The 16,103-nt window shown below is 63.1% G+C and carries 12 protein-coding genes; 10 read left to right on the top strand and 2 right to left on the bottom strand.

Annotation, left to right across the window (positions count from 1 at the left end):
- Positions 1 to 2: 2 nt before the first annotated feature.
- On the top strand, positions 3 to 1,316 hold the full coding sequence (locus tag I41_RS01155; RefSeq protein WP_145430171.1) for an ATP-dependent 6-phosphofructokinase: 1,314 nt from the start codon (positions 3 to 5) through the stop codon (positions 1,314 to 1,316).
- A gap of 13 nt (positions 1,317 to 1,329) precedes the next feature.
- Here the strand turns inward: I41_RS01155 and I41_RS01150 are convergent, their stop codons facing one another.
- Complete coding sequence (locus tag I41_RS01150; protein WP_168206599.1) at positions 1,330 to 2,694, bottom strand: outer membrane protein assembly factor BamB family protein; 1,365 nt, start codon at positions 2,692 to 2,694, stop codon at positions 1,330 to 1,332.
- Positions 2,695 to 3,043: 349 nt separating this feature from the next.
- On the opposite strand from I41_RS01150, the gene I41_RS01145 reads away from it, so the two are divergent.
- The 4 genes from I41_RS01145 to I41_RS01130 all read left to right on the top strand — a co-directional run bounded on the left by I41_RS01145 (position 3,044) and on the right by I41_RS01130 (position 9,545).
- The gene (locus I41_RS01145) at positions 3,044 to 7,087 is read left to right on the top strand and encodes a hypothetical protein (RefSeq protein WP_168206598.1); all 4,044 of its coding nucleotides are present in this window, start codon (positions 3,044 to 3,046) and stop codon (positions 7,085 to 7,087) included.
- A gap of 114 nt (positions 7,088 to 7,201) precedes the next feature.
- Entirely contained in the window at positions 7,202 to 7,414 is a 213-nt protein-coding gene (locus I41_RS01140; protein ID WP_145430165.1) for a hypothetical protein, read from the top strand.
- Complete coding sequence (locus tag I41_RS01135) at positions 7,411 to 7,857, top strand: aspartyl protease family protein (RefSeq protein WP_145430163.1); 447 nt, start codon at positions 7,411 to 7,413, stop codon at positions 7,855 to 7,857. Before I41_RS01140 ends, I41_RS01135 begins: the two co-directional genes overlap by 4 nt.
- An 86-nt stretch (positions 7,858 to 7,943) precedes the next feature.
- Positions 7,944 to 9,545, top strand: coding sequence for a hypothetical protein (locus I41_RS01130; protein ID WP_145430161.1), 1,602 nt, complete (start codon positions 7,944 to 7,946; stop codon positions 9,543 to 9,545).
- A gap of 23 nt (positions 9,546 to 9,568) precedes the next feature.
- Here the strand turns inward: I41_RS01130 and I41_RS01125 are convergent, their stop codons facing one another.
- Entirely contained in the window at positions 9,569 to 10,375 is an 807-nt protein-coding gene (locus tag I41_RS01125) for an ExeA family protein (protein ID WP_145430159.1), read from the bottom strand.
- 140 nt (positions 10,376 to 10,515) lie between these two features.
- Between I41_RS01125 and I41_RS01120 the strand changes: the two genes are divergently transcribed.
- The 5 genes from I41_RS01120 (at position 10,516) to I41_RS01100 (ending at position 16,047) form a co-directional block, all read left to right on the top strand.
- Positions 10,516 to 11,268: an RsmE family RNA methyltransferase gene (locus I41_RS01120; protein WP_145430157.1), complete on the top strand. Its 753-nt coding sequence runs from the start codon at positions 10,516 to 10,518 to the stop codon at positions 11,266 to 11,268.
- A 202-nt stretch (positions 11,269 to 11,470) separates the two neighbouring features.
- The gene (locus tag I41_RS01115) at positions 11,471 to 11,953 is read left to right on the top strand and encodes an RNA polymerase sigma factor (protein WP_145430155.1); all 483 of its coding nucleotides are present in this window, start codon (positions 11,471 to 11,473) and stop codon (positions 11,951 to 11,953) included.
- 8 nt (positions 11,954 to 11,961) lie between these two features.
- Positions 11,962 to 12,684 (top strand): hypothetical protein, encoded by a 723-nt coding sequence (locus tag I41_RS01110; RefSeq protein ID WP_145430152.1) that lies wholly within the window; start codon positions 11,962 to 11,964, stop codon positions 12,682 to 12,684.
- Positions 12,681 to 14,186: a hypothetical protein gene (locus I41_RS01105; RefSeq protein WP_145430151.1), complete on the top strand. Its 1,506-nt coding sequence runs from the start codon at positions 12,681 to 12,683 to the stop codon at positions 14,184 to 14,186. The genes I41_RS01110 and I41_RS01105 overlap by 4 nt, the downstream gene beginning before the upstream one ends.
- Positions 14,187 to 14,400: 214 nt before the next feature.
- Positions 14,401 to 16,047, top strand: a complete 1,647-nt coding sequence (locus I41_RS01100) for a DUF1559 family PulG-like putative transporter (protein WP_145430148.1) — start codon at positions 14,401 to 14,403, stop codon at positions 16,045 to 16,047.
- Positions 16,048 to 16,103: the final 56 nt, after the last annotated feature.

Here is a 16,103-nt window from a genome sequence, read left to right as displayed (position 1 = left end):
GCATGAAACCGCAGCATCAGTTCACGCAATCGCAGTTCGAAGTCGCGCGACTAGGTCCCTGCGAACGGACTTCCCCACTGCAGTTGTCGACCACGCCCGGCGATGGGCGCTGCGACTATACGCCGGATGATATGCGGATTCTCTTTGAACCCCGCTTTCGGGCAGGCGAGCCGATTTGTCCGCTTTCGATGGAACACGCGGGGGCCAGAGAACGGATCTACTTCGATCCGATGGAAGTGAAGGCGGCCATCGTCACTTGCGGCGGACTTTCGCCGGGGATCAACAACGTCGTGCGGACCATCGTGCTGGAGTTGATTCACAACTATGGCGTCCCCGAAGTATGGGGAATCCGCTATGGCTACGAGGGGCTCAATGGCAACGTGGGCCGTCCGCCCATCGCGCTCACGCCGGAGGTGGTTGAGAATATCCACCATCGCGGCGGCACGATTCTCGGCACGTCGCGCGGTCCGCAATTGCCGGCCGATACGGTCGACTTTCTCACGGCCCGCGGCATCAACATGCTGTTCTGCATCGGCGGCGACGGTACGCAAGCCGGTGCGCACGCGATGGCCCAGGAAGTCGAGCGACGGGGACTTAAGATCGCGGTGATCGGCATCCCCAAGACGATCGACAACGACATTGAGTTCTGTTTTACGACGTTTGGATTCGCCACGGCGGTCGGCCAAGCGGAGATCGCCATCGATCGGGCCCACGTCGAAGCGAAGTCGGTGTACAACGGCGTCGGCCTCGTCAAGCTGATGGGGCGCGAAGCGGGCTTCATTACCGCCACGGCAGTCTTGGCGAGCGGCGAGGCGAACTTCTGTCTGGTGCCGGAGATCCCGCTGGAGTTGCACGGCCCCGATGGATTTCTGGCGAAGCTGAAGCGACGCCTCCTGGCGCGCGAGCATGCCGTCGTGGTGGTCGCCGAGGGGGCGGGCCAGCATTTGCTGGACGAAATTCAAGGCGCCGACGCCTCAGGCAATCGACGGCTCGCCGACATTGGTTACTTCTTGAAGGCCGAGATCGAGCGATACCTCAAGGCCGAAGGGATACCGACCGGCGTCAAGTATTTTGATCCCAGTTATCTCATTCGCAGTCTGCCGGCCGAGGCGGTCGACTCGCTCATTTGCGAGCGATTCGCGCGGGCCGCGGTGCACGCCGCGATGTCTGGCCGCACCGACATGCTCGTCGGGTTGTGGCACAACCACCTCGTCCATGTGCCGCTGGGGACGTCGACCGGACTTAAAAAGCGGCTCGATCCCGAGAGCGAGCTCTGGACCAGCGTCCTGTCGCTCACCGGGCAAGAGAAGTGGTGACCGGCGCCGGGTCTTACGGTTCGCCAAACGGATTGTCGTCGGCCGGGGCATCCGCAGCCGGAGCATCGGCGGCCGGCGGTTGCTCGTCGCCAAAGGCGTCCCCGTCATCTGCGGGCGCTGGCTCGTCGCCCGCCGGTTCGGCCGCTTCATCGGCCGGCGGTTCAGGCGGAGCCGCTGGCGGGGTCTCGCCTGCGGACGGCGCATCCGCGGCCTTGGGAGGGGCCACCGGTTGGCGGTAGAGGATTGGCTCGTTAACGCCGACCTCATGCAGACACTGCACCAAACCGCGATCGTTCACCAGGAAGATGCGATCCGTCTGATCGTTCACCAGCGTCGTCAGTCCTTCGGCAACGGGCAATTGTCCGAGGGGCCGACCGGTAGCGGAGTCGAGGATCAAGACGTGCCCATACTCGTCGGCGGCATAAACGCGATCTTTGCCGCGCGCGGCGAAGTGGCTGACGCCCGGGGTGATCCACTTTTCAGCGCCTGTCTTCGAGTCGATTGCGTGAATTGCCGGCTCGAATGATGCGACGAACGCCATATCGCCGACCACGGCGGGAGAACTCGTGATGGCGTACCCGGTGGAGTAACGCCAGTCTTCGTGGCCGGTCAACTCGTTGATCGAGTAGAGGTAACCGTCGAGCGACGCGACAAAGAGATTGGGCGACTGCTGTGCGGGGGAGGTGACGATGTCGCCGCTGGTTTTCAGGCGAAACAATACATGCGGTTGTTCGGCGTCGGCGACGTACAGGTATCCGCTGGCGGTCGGCCAGCTGACGACCTTGCCCGTGACGGTAGGACGCAAGTAGGTGCGACCTTTCGATTGGTAATACCACGGCTGCGTCTTGGGATCATCGAGTTTGTAGCCTTCAATCCGTCCAGTCAGTAAGGCGACGTACGCATAGTTGCTGCTCAGCGCGGGTCCGGAGGATGGGGCGCTGCCGAGTTCGCGAATCCACTTCATGCGACCGCTGTGGCGATCAAGTACGTACAACTTGCCGCCGCTGACGACGCTGATGTAGTCGGCGTTCGCGCCGGGGCCGAACGCCGGATGCCCGGGTCGCCCCACCTGCTTCGCCCACAGCTGCTCGCCCGTCTCGGCGTTCAGGGCCGTGATGACTCCCGAGTCGGTCACGCCATAGAGACGATCGAAGTAGAGGTACCACGTCGTGACGCGATTGCGGCCAGCGTCGACCGGAATTTGCGCGAACCAGGCTCGCTCAAGTCCCTTGCTCGCCGCCATTTCGCGCGTGACCAACGGACCTTCGGCCTGCGACGACCTACTCCCTAGCCCCGTGAGGGCCAGGAGAGCGAAAACCGCCGTCCTGAACGCAACGGTGCGGGAGAAGAGCGAGCAGGTCCAAAGCGTGGGATTCATCCTAACAATTTCTTCCATAGCGTGAGCATCGCGGCTGGCGTCGTATAAGAGTCGGCTCGGATCGTCCTTCCCCAGTGTAGTCAGTCAAAATCGGCGGGACAAAGAGTTCTAGCAGCATGGGCTCGCAATTGGCGCCGCCTTGTTTGACGCCTAGACCATCGTGCGGGGCGTCCCTTACGATAGAGGCCGGCTCGAAGGAACTGGCCGAAATCAGGCGGTTTGGCTTTCTCCCCCCAATCCGCGCCCCTTTTCAGCCAACTGAATGAGGGCCGGCCCGGAACCCGGCTATCCTCCCGTGACGCGAGCGCCTGCCGGCGGTCGCTTCCTGCACCCCTGCTTGAACCTTGCCGTGACTTCTCCGCCGCCAAGTCCTGATGCCGCCGCCGTGGCGCTGCTCGACGAGGCGGTCGGGTATCTCAATTTTTCGGCCGGCACGAGCGATCCGAAGTTTCTCGCGAATCTGAACGGGCTCTATCGCGTCATTGAGGCTAAAGTCCCGCCCGAGGAGGTGCTGCCGACGCTGGCGCGCTGGTTGACCGGCGCGGTCGATCGCCTGCAACAAGAGAAATCTGCGTTCGCCGATTCAAAACAAGCGCGGGCCGTGATCGCCCTGGCGACCAACAAGCTGCCGAAGGCGTACTGCGAGTTCCATCGCGATCTACTCCATCACCAGCACCCGTGGGAACTGTGGCGGCCGTTCTTCATCGGCCGGGCTTGCGAAGCGATTCTCGCACAGGGAGCGCCCTGGAACGAGTCGTCGCGCATCATCGAGGGCGCGATTGCCCATTTGAACGACTATGTCGGCTATCGACCGACCGCCACGTTGGAGTCGGGCGCGCAGAGCGAGCCTTACCCTCATGAATTTGTCCGGCCCATTCCGCTGTTCGTTCGCGGCGCAGGCGTCGGGGCTGGTCGCTACGAACCGATCATTTCGCGGGCGCTTGAGATCTTACGCGAGGCCGATCCCGAAATCCTCTCGCGCGCCTGGTTCGATCTCGATCGGTTGGAGGAAATCGCACTCGACCCGCGCGCTTACGATTTCGACCACCCCGTCAATCGTCGCCCGAACTATCACTTCGGGCAGTGGGACACCCATCATATTTCCAACGCCGGCTACTACTCGCGCTTCGTGCTGCAGCAGGTGACGCTCGACGCGCTGCTGACGCGCTGCGATCCGCAACACTGCCCGCCGGGGATCGACCCTGCCGATCGCGTCGACGAGGCGGCCGCGGTCCTGGCCGGCACGATCTTGATGGCCTCCGGCACCAGCGGCGATTCGCCTGGCCGGCATGATTCCTCGGTGACGCTTTCGACGTTGCTGCCGGTGATCGCGGCCTACCGCGACGATTTTTACAAGCAACTCTTGGCATCGGCCGGCGGGTCCCACGGCGACCATCTGCGCGAAGAAGCAGTGCGCACCCGGCAACCGTTTGGCGGCGCGCGGCAGCACCTCAATCACGAGCTTGCCCGACGGCGCGCCATTCAGCTGCAACGCGTCCATCTCGCGCTGTTGTATGCCCGGATGGGACGCACCGAGGCGGCGCTGAAACAGGCCAACTCCGTGCGCGTCGCGTCGGCGCGGATGTTGACCGCCATTTATTGTCGACTCACTTCGGGTCACGACGCCCTCGATCGCGACGAACTGGAGCCGGTCGTCGAAGACCTGGAAGACGTCGAGGCGCTGCTCCACCGTGCCATTGAATGCGGCGCGTTGGTCGATCCGTGGAATATCGTGGGATTCGCCGCCAACTTCAGCCTGTTCCCGGCCATGGAGAACACAGTCCACGACTGGCGGGTCGACGAACTGATCGAGCTCGTGGAACAAATTTTGGATCTCGCTGCGCGGGCGTGGAGCGAAGCGGCGGCGGTCGACAACACGGCTCTGGAAACGCGATTTTCCACCGTGCTGACGCGGCTTGCGCAATGGTGGGACCGGTTCGCCAGCTTTAGCATTGAAGGCGTCAAGCGCCTGGTGGCGAAGGAGATTGAAGTCTCAGCGAATCTCGTCTCCGGCGCCCTCAATGCCTGGCACAAGGCCGGGGCGGCCGCGGGCGACATCGCCTTTTGGCGGCTGTTCGTTGACCAGTTCGATTCGTCGAAGGCGTTCCAGCTCGTAATCGAAGCGCTGTTGGACCACGGCGACGTCGTCGCGGCCCGGGCGCTGATGATGCAGTGGGTCAATCAACGCGATCGCACGCCGCTGGAAGACGGCGATATCTCCTTCCATCCGCTGGCATTCCGCTGGCTCGCGACCGTCGAGGCGCAGCAACACGAAGGCGTTGACGATCATTGGCCTGAGGTAGCTGGCTTCTTCGCCTACCTCGAAGCCAACGCCGAAGAGTATTGGCAGGCCCCGACGCTCCAAGTCAGCGGCGGCAGGGTCGGTTCGGCATTGCTCAGCGACGACAACCCTTTCGGCGATGCGATTGACGACGACGACGGCGACGACTTCGACGACGACGCAGACTACGAGTACGACTTCGACGAGGAGGATGAGTTCGTCGAAGCGATCGAAGGCGACGAGGACGATGAGGAAGAGGAGGACGAGGAAGGAGGAATCTTCGGCGCCGCGTACGACGACGTCACGTTCCGCGACACGACCGACGACGGCGTCGAGGGAGACATCGCCGACGACGGCTTCGAACCCCTCTACTCTGAATGGGAATATGAGGCTGACCGCCTCGAGCAACGGCTCAGTTTCATGAATACGGTCGCCAGGCTCTGGAAGCATGCCGCGATCACCTGGGGAGGCGAAGCCCACCGTCCGGAACGTCGCGAGGTACTCGACCAGTGGCTGCATCAGGCGGGAACGAACTATCGGCAGCTGCTCGAATTGCTGGAAGCAGTGCACCGTTACCGTTTCCGCCAGCCCTCGGGTTCCCATGATTCGCTGGTCGAGTTCGATCGCCTGCGCACGGTCAAGGATACGCTCATCCAAAAAATCGTGGCGACGTGCGTTGATACAGCCACGGCCGCCCGGCTGCTGATGACGACGCGCGAAGACTCCAGCGACGCTGAGAAGTTCGGCGACCCCATCGACGGCGTCTCGGTCGCCTTGTTGCGGGCGGTGCTCGCCGGCGATCCGGGGCAGGTTCGCGCCGTGTGGGACGAGTTCCTCATCGCGCTTGGCCCGCGACAACTGCTCTATGTCCCCCACACGCGCGGCGGCATTCCACGGCAGGTCGTCGTCACCCGCTCGATTCAGCGGTTGCTGAACGACCTGCTCGGCTGGCTCCCGCGTCTGGGATTGATCCGGGAAACCTGCCAACTTCTGCACCTGGCCCAGGAACTGGAGAGCATCAATCCGGTGGGGGCGGGCGCCGTCACCGAATTCGACGGCTTGTTCGAAAACGGGTATCAGGCGATCGTCCGTGCCATCGTCGAATCGGCCCGCGACTGGAAGATGCCGGCCGACGCTCCCGACGACCGCGATCCCGACCACATGCTGGTCGACGTGCTGCAACAGCTTACCGAGCGGCAACTCGACCACTGGCTCACGCACAGCCGCACGCTCCGCTTAAGCATTGTGGAGAAGCTCGCCGCGCCGGAGGACTGGCGGCGGTTTGTGAAGTTCGTCCAGCGCTACGGATCGGATCTCTTCACGCAAAAGTTTTTGAGCCTCGGCAATTTGCGCGGCATCCTCCATCAAGGGGTCGGCGATTGGCTGATCGCGCTGAGCATGGACGATGAAGCGGTCGAGAACATTCGGCTGCTGCGCGAGATCGACGAGCAATGGCCCCGCGATGATGCGGTCGAACTGCTGTCAATCGCCATCGAAGCGGTCGTCGAAAACTATCGCGTCTATCGAGATTACAACACGACGACGACGCAGAGCGACCATGGCGAGATGCTCTACATGTTCGTCGACTTCCTACGCCAGCGTGCCGCCTACGACCGCATTGCGTGGAACCTGAAGCCCGTGGTTTGGGCCCACGAGATTCTCGTGCGACAAGGTCAGGAAGCTGCCGCCGAAATGTGGCGGCAAGCCTTCGCCGAGCGGACCAGCGAAGCGGCCGACCTGCACATCGCTCGGCTCAATTCGCTCGCCAACGAGTACGGCATGCAGCTTCCGACGATCGCCGATCGGCTGGGCGAGCGCTTTATTCGGCCGTTGGTGATCGACCGCCTGCGGGCGATGGTCGAGCCGGCCATGGACGACGGAAATGGCCATCGACATTCGTCGTTCGACGCCCTGGAACATGAGATCGCCGAATTGGTCAGCGAACCGCACGGTTCGGGACTCGACGTCCCCGACTGGCTGGCCGCGCTGGAGGACGAAGTGACCGAGGCCCGCTCCAAGCTGAATCACGTCTCCTCCTCCGACCGGCTCTCCCGCCGCATTGGGCAAGTTCGGCTGTCTTGGGAAGAAATTCTGGAGCAGTTGGCGGAATAGCGAAGCGGTGCCGGCACGGCTAGCGCTCTTGAATTTTGTCGCGTCCCTTAGAGTCTGCTAGAATTGGTGGGTCGCCTAATTGTCACGGCAATGAACCGCGGAGCCGACTCCCTCATGTCCACTTCAACGAACCCGACGCCGCGGAGCATCGTTCCGAAGGAGTTGGCGGGAAAATGGATTGCCTGGAATGCCGTCGGCGGCGCGATTATTGCCAACGGCGCCTCGCTGGTCGCTGTCATAAGTGAGGCCAAGCGACTTGGCGAGCCTAACGCCAGTTTTGAAAAGGTCCCTCCAGCCGACGCGCGGCTCGTGGGGATCGCACGGTGATCTTCTCCTATGTCGGTTACGAAGTTGAAGACGCTCACGCCGGCGCTGGAACAAGCGTCATCTACCGTCCGATCGTTCCTGTCTCGTTCACGGGCGATGGCGCCACGGTTCGCTTCCGCGGCTTGCTCGACACCGGCGCTGATGAAACGGTTTTAAGCTACGAAATGGCGGAAGCGATCGGAGCCACGCTGATTCCCGGCGCGCACAACCGCATCGTCTCGGCCGGCGGCGACGTGCCTCTCTCCTACGCCCAGGTCGCGGTCGAACTGGAGCATGACGGCGAGCGCTATCGCTGGAACGCTACCGTCGGCGTCGCCGAGCAAGCTTGGGAAGAATCTCTGCTCGGTTTTCGAGGGTTTCTCGAGTATTTCGACGTACTCTTCCGCGGCGAACAACTGGAAGTAGTGATCAATCGTAACGGTCGTGAACTGCTTGCGACGTGAAATGCCTTGCCTCTTCGGCTCGCTTCTCCCATATTGGTAAACAGCCGTCCAGTGCGGCGCCGCCAACATGCATCGGAGGAGTGACGATGTCGGATATTCTGCAAGAAGCCCGCCGCCAACCGTCGTTCAGCGGCGAACTGCCGTTCTCGATTCAGCTGGAGCTCTACATCGACGACCGCGACGTTGTCGCCGAGCTCGAAAAGCATCCCGAAGGGCCGGAGCGGGACGAGTTTGCCATCGAGGCCCTCAAGATCGGCGTGCTCGCCCTGCGGCGCGCGTCGACGGCGTTTGACGGCGAGTTCATCCAGCGCGAAACGTCGCGACTGCTTGATGCGCTGCGACAGCAACTCGACGAACACTCCCGCAGTGCGCATGAGCGGCTCAACCATTCGCTGAAGGAATACTTCGACCCGCAAGATGGCCGCTTCAGCCAGCGGGTGCAAAGTCTCACGGCCTCCGATGGGGACCTGGCGCGGCTGCTTTCGGGTTGCCTCGACGGCGACGACTCGCGGCTCGCCAAGACGCTGCTGTCGCATGTGGGCGCCAACAGCCCGCTGATGAAGCAGCTCAGCCCCGATCAATCACAGGGCCTCCTTGCGGTGCTACGCACCAACGTGGAGACGCAACTGGGGCAGCAGCGCGAGCGGCTGCTGCGCGAGTTCTCGCTCGATAACGCCGATGGGGCCCTCTGCCGATTGGTGAAAGAACTGACGTCCAAGCATGGCGACCTCTCGAAGGACATCAAGGATAAAATCGACGGCGTCGTGAAGGAGTTCTCGCTCGATGAAGAGAATTCCGCGCTGAGTCGGTTAGTGAAGAACGTCGATCGCGCCCAACGCACGATTACGAACGAATTCTCGCTCGACAACGAAACCTCCGGCCTGCGGCGGCTCAAGAACGAGCTGACGACGATCCTCGAAGCCCATGTGAAGACTAACGCCGAGTTCCAAGAGGAAGTGAAGATCGCCCTCGGCAAGCTGGTGACGCGCCGCGAGGAGGAAGCCCGCTCAACGCGGCACGGGGCAACGTTCGAAAACGCCGTCTTCAGTTTTCTCGAACAACACGCCCAACGCCGTGGCGACATCGCCGAAAACACTGGCGCTGCGACCGGCCTGATCAAGAACTGCAAGGTTGGCGACGCGGTGATTCACCTCGGTCCCGATTGCGCCGCGGCTGGCGCTCGCATTGTCATCGAAGCGAAAGAGGAACAGCGCTACACGCTCCGCATGGCTCAAGAAGAAATCGAGCAAGCACGCAAGAATCGTGATGCGCAGTTGGGGCTGTTTGTCTTCTCCCGCACCTCGGCGCCGACGATGGAACCGCTCGCCCGGTTCGGTTCGGACGTGTTCGTGGTGTGGGACGCGGAGGACCCGCAGACCGACGCCTACCTGCGGGCCGGGCTGGAAATCAGCCGCGCGCTTTGCCTCCGCAGCAGCCAGGACGCGGCGCGGCAGCAGATTGATTTTGAGCCGATTGATCGGGCTGTTCTCGATATCGAAAAGCGAGTCCAGACGCTTGACGCCGTCCGCAAGTCGGCAGAGTCAATCAAGTCGTCAAGCGACTCGATCCTCGAGCGAGTTCGCATCGACCGCGACGTGCTGGAGAAACAGGTCGGCGTGCTGCGAACCGCGATGGTTCACGTCAAAGAAGCGCTTGGCAAAGATCCGTCAACCGGCGAAGTCGCTTAATCTCGTCACAGCGTCGCGACTGCTCAACCCGCCGTCGTCGTCCAATTGAGAGCGTCGTGCGCCGCTTCGATCATCGCCGCGTCGATCGCGTCGTGCCCCTCGGCGGCGGCGCCGAGCAGCGCATGGTCGGTGAGGCGGTTGATCTTCCGCGGCACGCCATCGGAGAGGGCGTGAAGGGCGCCGAGGGCTTCGTCGTCGAAGATCGGCTGCTCGGCGCCGGCTGCGAGCAGGGCGTGTTGGATGTAGCCGATCATCTCCGGCTCGGTCCAAGGTTCCAATTCGATCCGCAGGTCGAGCGCGTCCAGCAACTCGTCGCCCAGGCGCCGCGCGCCAGAAGGCGTGGTTGCCAGCACGATCGTCAGCCACGGCGTCGGGCTGCTCGTCAGGCTCACGAGCCGCAGCAATTGTTGCCGCACGTCAGCGCCCGCCTGATCGGCGTCATCTAGCAGCAGCGTAGCCGCGCCGCTCGAGCCCCAGCCGATTGCCGCTCCGTGATCGGTCAAGCGGCGAAAGAGTTGGGTAGCGTCGTCGGACGACTTCGGCCCGAGGGCGAACTGCGCCGCCGTTTGCCAAAGAAACTCCCGCGGCGAGAGCCCCGCCAGGGTCATGGTTGCCGTGGGCAATCCGTCGTAGCGACAGCTTTCTGCAAACTGCCTCAACAGCGTCGTTTTGCCGACGCCGCGTCCCGCCGTCAGCAACGCATGCCGCCGCTGCTCAGCGACGTAGCGCAACCGGGCGAGCGCCTCGGTCTGGCTCTCGCCGGCGAAGAATTGCGGGGCGTCGCCGCCCGCGAAAGGCGAGCGTTGCAGCCCCCAATGGGCGTAGTACATAGTCGCGGTCTCTTGAGCGTCGGCTCAGCGGCAGGCAGAATGCTGTCGTGTTCCATCGGCGCCAGCGGCAGGCGAACTTGCGTCGCGACGACCTGCCGCCGCATGGCTTGTGCTAGCACTCAACCAGTTTGACCTCCGCCATGCCCCGCCGCTGCTACTCTGAATCGCCGATTGATGGCGACCTCGCGACGCTTGACGGTAGTGAGGCCCATCACTTGCTGCACGTCCTAAGGGCAGCGCCAGGGATGAGCGTCACGCTCTTCGACGGCTCTGGGCGCGAGTTCGACGCCGAGGTGACGGCCTGCAAACGCTCGACAGTGGAGCTGGCGATCACCGAGCGTCGCGAAGTTGATCGCGAGTTGCCGCACCCGCTGGTTCTGGGCATCGCGCTGCCGAAGGGAGATCGGCAACGGTGGATCGTCGAGAAAAGCGTCGAGCTTGGCGTGTCGCGGCTCGTCCCCCTCATCACCGAGAGATCAGAGAAACAGGGGGGCGACAAACTTGTTAGGTATGTCGTCGAGGCGAGCAAGCAGTGCGGTCGCAATCGGCTGATGGAGATTGTGGAGCCGATGCGGTGGAGCGACTGGCTGGACGCTGACATTCGTTCCGTGGGAGGCGTCTTCGCCGCCGATTTCGCGCACCATGCCGAACCGCTGAGATTCCGCCGCTGGGTCGCCCATCCGACAGGCCATCGGCCCACAGCCGCGGCGCTCGCCGAACAGCGTCCCACGCTCGTCGCGATCGGCCCCGAAGGGGGACTGAGCGACGCCGAGGTCGAAGCGGCCGTGGCGGCGGGCTGGGACGTCGTCGGACTGGGGGAGCGTATCTTGCGGATCGAGACGGCCGCGTTGGGGCTGGTCGCTTGTTTGACGATTCCGAGTGGCGCCGGTTGAATGAGTCGCGTCGAAGCAGGCGGGCTCGAAGCAGGCAAGCCCAAGCGTGGGTTCGGACTGGTCGCTTAAGCGACCAGTCCCATACGGCGTCTGGGCCGCGGGGGTTGTCACTCGATTCGCGAGGCGCGCAAATAATCTTGGGCAAAATCGAGCCCCACCGGTGTCTCTTCTGCAGAACAGGCCCCGTTGGTTCGGAACCGCCATGCCGAGCGTCGACGCCACGCTGATCGCTGAGATGCTCGACCGGCATGGCGCCGCGCTCGCACTTTACGCACGGCAGTGGACGAGTGCGGCCGACGACTGCGTGCAGGAGGCGCTGATCGAGTTGGCCCGGCAGCCCAAGGCGCCGGAGAATCCGGCGGCGTGGCTCTACCGCGTCGTGCGAAATCGGGCGCTCAACGCGGTTCGGGCTGAAGGCCGGCGAAATGCTCACGAGTTGTTCGCTACCGAACAACGCGTGGCCCGCCAGCCGACCGAAGCCAATCCCGCCGACGCGGCCGAACTGAACGACAACCTGGCGACCCTCGACGCCGCAGCCCGTGAGATCGTCGTCCTGCGCGTCTGGGGCGGGCTCGCTTGGCAGGAAATCGGCGAATTGGTCGGCGAATCGAAAAGTAGCGCCCAACGAACTTACGTCCAAGCCTTGGAACAACTCCGCAGGCATTGGGAACCACGGATTCATTGAGAAACGCCATGTCCGACGAATTCAAACCTGAAGAGTTGAGACTGCCCGACGAATTGGCGGCGCTCGAAGCGCTGCTGGCCGCGAAGCCGCTAACGGCCGCGGGGATTGATCGCGATCAGTTCATGTACCAAGCAGGTTGGGCGGCGTGCGAAGCGCAATGGCAGCCCCGGCCTTCGGCCGGGGGTCGGGTCGCCCCGCTGGAAATGGTGGCCGATTCGCGCGGCTACCCCCGGGCGGAGCCCGGGGCTGTAAAGGAGCGGCGACGTTTGGCGATTTGGTCGCTGGGGAGTGCGGCGCTGGCGGCCTCGTTGGCAGTGGCGACGACGCTGGGGTGGGTGGGGTCGGTGAAGCAGCTCGATCAGCCGGAACGCGCCGGGGGCGGGACGCCCCGGCTCGCGGTGGAGAAATTGCTGCCGCCGCCGAGTGCGGAGGTGAAAGGCTTAACCGCTCGCGATGCATCCGCCTGGGACGTCGAGCGACGGATCAACTCCTACGGCCGGCAGCTAACGCTCGCAGGACCCTGGATTGCACTTCAGCGACCCGGACCTGATGGTGCGACCAGCGGCGCCGACGCTCGACATGACCGTGTGGCCGCAACGCCTGATCTCGCGCTACCCTCCGCCAAGACGGCTCGTGAGCTCTGGAAGGAACTGAACCCTAACGACGCTACTACTACTGCGCCTACTCCGGTTTGGCCCTGGCGCCGAACACTTTCGGGAGACTCGATATGAAGCCGATTCGCGTTGTTTCACTCATCCTGCCGCTGCTAGCCGGCGCTCTCGTCGCGCGGCCGGGGCATGGGGAGCTGACCGTCGTCGCTAACGCCGAGGGTGAACCAGGGCTCACCGTCTACAAGATGTCTGTCACCCCGGCGGCGGAGCCGGAACCTGCTCTTGCTCTCAACTTGATTCCACGGGCCGACGCCATGCGGAACGGCAATGCCGCGCTCTTTTATCTGCGTTCATTTGCGGAGGGAAATGTATCGTCGGCCTGGAAGGGCATCTTTGACGAATATGGCCGCGATGAAGTCGAAGGATCCACCAACGCCGAAGCTTGGTATTCGGTCGAACGGCAGCTCGACGGCGCAACTCTGGCAAAGGCGCGCACCGCAGCCTCGCGGTTCGACAACATTGTGGAACAGTTCGTTGCGCGGGGATCGGTGCGGCGAGACTGCGATTGGGGACATCATGTCGATGAACTCGAAGGTTCGGCGATGTTCGCGATGTTGCTGCCCGAGGTGCAAGAGAGCCGCTCGCTCGCCCGGGCGCTAATGCTGCGGACGCGCATCGCGATAGCCGACCGGGACGATGGCGCCGCCATTGAACAGCTGCGGATGGCTTACCAACTGGCGCGTCACACCGCCCAAGCCTCCTTTCTGATTAGCTCGCTGGTAGGCATTGCCGAAGCCAATATGGCAAACGACGAGGTGATCGAGTTGATCGCAGCGAAGGACTCGCCGAATCTCTACTGGGCGCTGGCAGAACTGCCGCGACCGTTCATCGACTTGGTTCCAGCAGTCCGCATGGAGATGGGGATCGGCTTGCGGACGTTCCCTTTCCTGATCGATCCGGAGAACACAGAGCACTCGCCGCAGGAGTGGGCTCGCCTGATTGCCAGCGGCGTGGAAGAAGCTCAAAACGTTCTCGGCAGCGGCGCTCCTGGACTGGATGAAGCTAGCGCCCAGGCGGGCGTCGCGGGACTGGCGATCATCCTTTACCCCGATGCGAAACGGCGCCTTATGGCCGGCGGGATGGAGGCTCATCTCGTCGAACAGATGCCCGTTGGACAGGTGCTGGCCATCGACGCCGCCCGCGAGTACCGCCGAATTGGCGACGAATTCGAGAAGCAATGGTATCTGCCGTACGCAGCCGCCAGAAATCGGCAACGCGAGAGCGATGCGTTGATTCAAGGCAGCCATTTGACGGGAGGCTTAGGCCGGCTGCTCGCCAGCATGTTGATGCCGGCGGTGAACTCGATTCGGAGTGCAGGAATGCGATTGGAGCGGCAACTCAATGCGCTTCAGGCGATCGAAGCCATCCGCATGCATGCGGCGCAAACTGGCAAGCTGCCGGCGACGCTGGAGGAGATCACGATTGTTCCAGTGCCGCTCAATCCGTTGACCGGGAAGCCGTTTGTTTATCGACTCGATGGGGAGACGGCGATCTTGGAGTTGCCGTTCAGCGACAAGATGAACGACTACTCCTCGCGGTTTGAAATCACGCTGGCGAAGTGACGGCCGGCTTGCATTCGCTAGCGCGTTAGCCGGACCGCCACGCGGTCCGGGAAGCGGCGCGCTGGGGCAACGTCTGGCGTTACGCGGCCCGGAGGGCGTGGCCCTCCGGCTATTGGGTGGTTGGCTTTGTGAGGGAAGCACTCATCAGTTGAATCGCTAATGCGTTGCTTAGTGCACTGACGATTCACTCTTGATAACAGAGGGAAGGTTTGACATGTTCATCGGCACACGTTCGCTAGGACTAATCGCTTGCGGGTTATTACTCTTCGGCCCGCAACTGATCGCCGCGGCAGATCATGCGGCGATGGCTCCCTATCTGACGCACGACGTCGTCGCCATCGGCTATGTCGATCTGACGCGCGTCGACATGCCGGCGGCGGCGGAAGAACTGCTGCGGGCGGGGATCGTTCCCGAAGCTGACCAAGCGGACGCGGCGCGCGCCGCGACGGAGTTGCAAGCCGAGGTGAACGGCCTGCGTCAGTTGGCCGTTCGTCGCGCGTACGTCCTGTTCCGCGTGAGCGATGTGGCCGAGGGAGGTACGACCTGGATCGTCGAAGTCGAACGCGGCGGCAAGGCGACCGAGGCGGCGAAGTTTCTGAACGACCGGCGTCGGCAGTTCATGCCGCCCGCCGGAACGCCAGCTGCAGTCGTGCGAGATTTCTTGCTGCCGAAAGAGTTCTCCGCGGTTAGCGAGACTATCGTCGCGGCCGGAACGGAGACGCAACGGGCGCGAGTCAAGGAGCTTGTCGTTCAAACGGCGAGCCAACCGCGGGAGGAGTCGATGGCCGCGCTGGCAGGCCTTGGCGACGCCGACGCGGGGTTGGCGGTGATCGGCGATGCGGAGAGCCGCCGCGTCGTGCGCGAGATGTTCCCGCAGCTGCCGGCGCCGTTCATGGAGATTAACGGGAAGTTGCTCGCCGACGGCGTGCGTTGGGCGGGCGCGGGGGTGACGTTGCCGCCGAAGTTTCAATTGACGATCACCGTTGATGCAGCGTCGCCGGAGATCGCGCGGACGCTGGAGCAGGCGATCGGCAATGCGATGTTCGTGGCCAAGGCGCTGCTGACAAAGGACGCGATCGAGGGGCCGCCGGCGCATCAAGACCGGGCGAAGGGCTTGCTGCCGCTGTTGGCATTGGTGTCGCCAACGGTGGAGGGGACGGGGCTGTCCGTGACATTCGGCGATGACGAAGAGGAAGTGGCGTTCATACGAGATTTTTTGCCGGCGATGACGCAAAAGATGCGGGATGAGTTGTATCGCAAGTCGCGGATGAACAATTTCAAGCAGATTGCGCTGGGCCTGCACAATCATGAGTCGGCGAAGTCTACGTTTCCGGCAGGGGCGATTTATGACAACAGCGGGAAACCGCTGCTGAGTTGGCGGGTCCAACTTCTGCCATACATGGAGCAGATGAAGCTTTACAACCAATTCCATCTCGATGAACCGTGGGACAGCGAACATAATCGCAAGCTGATCGACCAGATGCCGGAGTTCTATGCCGATCCTGATCCCGCAGTGCGAGCAGCGATAGGCGATCGTGGCCGCACCACCTTCTTGGCGCCGAGAGCGGAAGGAACGGTGTTCGGCGGTCGTGAAGGAATCAAGTTTGGCGACCTGAAGGACGGCAGTTCGCAAACCATCATGGTCGTGGAAGTCGTGCCGCAGCGCGCCGTTGTTTGGACGAAGCCTGACGACTGGGAAGTCGATCTGGCCAACCCGCTCGATGGCGTGAAGCGGAGCGATCGCGACGGGTTCGTCGCCGCCTGGGGAGACGGGCATGCGTCGATTATTTCGAACGGTGCTGATGCGGAAGAGTTTCGCGGGAATCTGACTTACGATGGCGGCGAGGCGCCCAAGCCTTAGCGTCGTGCGGGTGCGTGGACTGTGCGCGGGGCGAACTCAAACGCAGGTTCGGACTG

The organism is Lacipirellula limnantheis (assembly GCF_007746075.1).
Lineage (GTDB): Bacteria > Planctomycetota > Planctomycetia > Pirellulales > Lacipirellulaceae > Lacipirellula > Lacipirellula limnantheis.
Note: the sequence above shows the minus strand (reverse complement) of the source record. Positions and strands in the feature narration are given on the sequence as shown.

Coding starts and splice junctions, on each gene's coding strand:
- I41_RS01155 (WP_145430171.1), top strand. CDS start 3: ATGAAACCGCAGCATCAGTTCACGCAATCGCAGTTCGAAGTCGCGCGA.
- I41_RS01150 (WP_168206599.1), bottom strand. CDS start 2,694: ATGAATCCCACGCTTTGGACCTGCTCGCTCTTCTCCCGCACCGTTGCG.
- I41_RS01140 (WP_145430165.1), top strand. CDS start 7,202: ATGTCCACTTCAACGAACCCGACGCCGCGGAGCATCGTTCCGAAGGAG.
- I41_RS01130 (WP_145430161.1), top strand. CDS start 7,944: ATGTCGGATATTCTGCAAGAAGCCCGCCGCCAACCGTCGTTCAGCGGC.
- I41_RS01125 (WP_145430159.1), bottom strand. CDS start 10,375: ATGTACTACGCCCATTGGGGGCTGCAACGCTCGCCTTTCGCGGGCGGC.
- I41_RS01120 (WP_145430157.1), top strand. CDS start 10,516: ATGCCCCGCCGCTGCTACTCTGAATCGCCGATTGATGGCGACCTCGCG.
- I41_RS01115 (WP_145430155.1), top strand. CDS start 11,471: ATGCCGAGCGTCGACGCCACGCTGATCGCTGAGATGCTCGACCGGCAT.
- I41_RS01110 (WP_145430152.1), top strand. CDS start 11,962: ATGTCCGACGAATTCAAACCTGAAGAGTTGAGACTGCCCGACGAATTG.
- I41_RS01105 (WP_145430151.1), top strand. CDS start 12,681: ATGAAGCCGATTCGCGTTGTTTCACTCATCCTGCCGCTGCTAGCCGGC.
- I41_RS01100 (WP_145430148.1), top strand. CDS start 14,401: ATGTTCATCGGCACACGTTCGCTAGGACTAATCGCTTGCGGGTTATTA.